General features: G+C 58.6%; 2 protein-coding genes. Both read left to right on the top strand.

Going from position 1 to position 3,585, the window contains the following annotated elements; all coding sequences use genetic code 11:
* Positions 1-91 precede the first annotated feature (91 nt).
* Complete coding sequence (locus tag AB4Y84_RS16200) at positions 92-2,530, top strand: VirB4 family type IV secretion/conjugal transfer ATPase (RefSeq protein ID WP_223495491.1); 2,439 nt, start codon at positions 92-94, stop codon at positions 2,528-2,530.
* Positions 2,531-2,589: 59 nt separating this feature from the next.
* A complete protein-coding gene (locus AB4Y84_RS16205; protein WP_442250441.1) occupies positions 2,590-3,381 on the top strand; it encodes a hypothetical protein in 792 nt (263 codons plus the stop codon).
* Positions 3,382-3,585 lie beyond the last annotated feature (204 nt).

The raw sequence follows: 3,585 nt of genomic DNA on the forward strand, positions 1-3,585 counted from the left end.
GGATTGAGGGCTGGACCGGACCAGGTGGGCGTCAGACGCCCACCTGGTCCACTCCGAATCTTCGTCGGCAGTACCCTTTGGAAGCAGTCGTATGTTCAGCCCAGATACGTCCATCAGCGAATTCATTCCTCTGTCCTCGCATGTAGCCCCGAACGTGGTGAAGACCACGGGCGGCGACTATCTGTTGACCTGGCACCTGGAAGGGTTGCCGTTCGTGGGGCGCGAGGAGTGGGAGCTGGAACATCGGCATAACACCTTCAATCGGTTGCTGCAGACGCTGCGCGCGCCGGATTTCGTCAACGTCGCCTTCTGGGTGCATGACATCCGCCGTCGCCGCACGTTGAAGGGCAAGAGCAGCTACAAGCAGCGCTTCAACCAGGACGTGTCCGACCAGTACATGGGCATGCTGTCCTCGCAGCGCATCATGCAGAACGAGCTGTACCTGACCATGCTCTACCGGCCGGTAGTGGCCGGCAAGCGCTTCGTGGAGAAGTCGGCCAACGTCGACAAGCTCCGCGCCGAGCAGGAACAGGCCGTCGAGAAGCTGATGGAACTGGCTGGCAACGTCGAAGCCGTCATCCGCGACTACGCGCCGTACCGCCTGGGCATGTACGAAGCCAAGAACGGCGTGGTGTTCTCCGAGACCCTGGAGCTCTTCGGCTACTTGATCAATCGCATCGATGAGCCCGTGCCGGTGCTGTCGGCACCAGTGAAGGACTACCTGCCGGTCAGCCGGCACATGTTCTCGGCCAAGACCGGCGACTTCGTGATCAACACGCCCAACGGCGTCAATCACTTCGGCGCCATCCTCAACATCAAGGAGTATGCCGAGGGCACCTACCCGGGCATCCTCAATGGACTGAAGTATCTGGACTTCGAGTATGTCATCACCCATTCGTTCAGCCCGATGGGGCGCCAGGACGCGCTGAAGGTGCTCGACCGCACCAAAGGCATGATGATTTCCTCCGGTGACAAGGCCGTCAGCCAGATCGTCGAGCTCGACCAGGCGATGGACCATCTGTCATCTGGCAACTTCGTACTGGGCGAGTACCACTTCATCATGGCGGTCTATGGCGACAGCCAGGCCAAGCTGTCCCAGAACGTGGCTACCACCCGTGCCGAGCTTTCCAATGCCGGCTTCGTGACCACCAAGGAAGACTTGGCTGTCACCTCGTCGTTCTATTCGCAGATTCCGGCCAACTGGCGCTTCCGCACTCGCCTGGCCAACGTCAGCTCGCTGAACTTCCTCGGTCTGTCGCCACTGCACAACTTCGCCACCGGCAAGCAGCACAACAATCCGTGGGGCGACTGCGTCACCACGTTGCAGACGACCAACGGCCAGCCGTACTACTTCAACTTCCATGCCACCCATCCGTCGGAAAACTCGCTGGGTGAAAAGGCGATCGCCAACACCATGGTGATTGGTAAGTCGGGTACCGGTAAGACCGCGCTGATCAACTTCCTGCTCAGCCAGGTGCAGAAGTACGAGCCATCGCCGACCATCTTCTTCTTCGACAAGGACCGCGGCGCGGAGATCTTCGTGCGCGCTTGCGGTGGCAACTATCTGGCCCTGGAGAACGGCGCGCCGACCGGCTTCAATCCGTTCCAGTGCGAGAACAACGAAAGCAATGTGCAGTTCCTGGCTGACCTGATCAAGGTGCTGGCAGGCAAGCGCGAGTACAGCTCCCGCGAAGAAGAGGATATCTACCGCGCGGTGGAGAGCATGCTTGACACGCCGATGCACCTGCGCAGCATGACCAATTTCCAGAAGAGCCTGCCCAACATGGGCGACGACGGCCTGTACGCGCGCATGCGCCGCTGGACCTCGGGCAACTCGCTGGGCTGGGTGTTCGACAACCCGGTGGATACCGTGGACCTGAGCAAGGCCAACATCATCGGTTTCGACTACACCGACATCATCGACAACCCTGAAGTGCGCGTGCCGGTCATCAACTACCTGCTGCATCGCCTGGAGTCGCTGATCGACGGTCGTCCATTGATCTACGTGATGGACGAATTCTGGAAGATTCTGGACGGTGAGGGTGGCCTGAAGGAATTCGCCAAGAACAAGCAGAAGACCATCCGTAAGCAGAATGGCCTGGGCATCTTCGCGACGCAGAGTCCGGAAGATGCGCTGAAGAGCGACATTTCCGCTGCGCTGATCGAACAGACCGCAACGCTGATCCTGCTGCCCAACCCCAATGCCAGCAAGAGCGATTATATGGACGGCCTGAAGCTGACCGAGGCCGAGTTCAAGGTGGTCACCGCCTTGGATGAGCGCTCGCGCTGCTTCCTGGTCAAGCAGGGGCACGCGTCCAGCGTGTGCCAGCTCAATCTGCGCGGGATGGACGACATTCTGTCGGTGATCTCGGCGTCGACCGACAACATCGACATCATGCAYCGCGTSCTGCAGACAGCCGCAGTACGCGCACGAGTGACGGTGGATGAATTGACGCCGGAACAGTGGCTTGAAGATTTCTACAAGAATCGAAAGGGTTCGGGCAAAGGGGCCCAGTCCGATGCCGCCTGACGGCGGCGCGATCAGGAGACAGGCAAGTGGATGTCAATCAGCACAAGAGGAGTTTCTTCATGGATAACGTCAAGCGTCGGGCTAACACCCGCAAGGTACTCAAGCCGGTGGCCAAAGTGCTCGGCGTTGCCTTGGCTCTTTCGGCAACGAACGCGGGTGCCCTCGGCCCCGTGCAGGAAACCGGTCCTGCACTGTTCYAGCACATCTTCAATCAGCTCAATACGCTCGCATCCAAGATTCAGGAAAAGACCCAGTACATCAAGGAAAACGCGAACTGGGTGAAAGAATGGACGCAGACGATCAAGGAGTACCAGGAGCTTCTGGTGAAGATCCAGGGCATCACCAACGATTTCGGTTTGCCTGATGCCGCCCCGTTGACCCGGGTGGCTCCCAAGTATCTGGTCGCTGAAACCTGTGGTACCGGCTCCGATCTGAAGGGCATGCTGACCTCCATCGTTTTCGATTCCACCGGTGACTGGAAGGATCAGCAGAAGCAGATCTGCGTGAATATCCGCATGATGCAGAACCGCAAGTACAACGATGCGGTCGATTTCATGGAAAGGACCGGGCCGTCCTTCATCAAGAGTCTCGATGAAATCGCTTCGATCCGTTTCGGTAGCAATCGCCTCGGCGACATGAACGCGGTTGCGAACGATTCGCTGCGTACCGCCAATGAAATGAACGCGTCGATCCAGAATTTCGAGTCGCGCATCAAGGCGTACGACTCTTACATCGAAGTGATGGAAGCCAATCAGAAGATCGTGGCGCAGCAGGCATTGAAGGGCAAGAAGGGCCTGGCCAGTGATCTGGTCAAGACCGTCGCACTGAATGCAGCGCTGAGCATCAAGTGATCGAAGCCGGAATGCGTGGATGCACCTGCCGGGTAACGGCGCCCGGCGTGAAGGAATCAGACAGGAACATCAGGAATGAACATTCGATCGATCACAAGCTTTGATTTTTCAGGCGGCCTCCACGAGCTCCTAAGTTACGCCGTGCGGGTCCAGTCGATCGGGGACTTCGTCTTCTTCCGGTCGATCCTGTCTTACCTGCGCAAG

The sequence above is a fragment of the Stenotrophomonas sp. 2YAF22 genome, assembly GCF_052114665.1.
GTDB lineage: Bacteria > Pseudomonadota > Gammaproteobacteria > Xanthomonadales > Xanthomonadaceae > Stenotrophomonas > Stenotrophomonas indicatrix.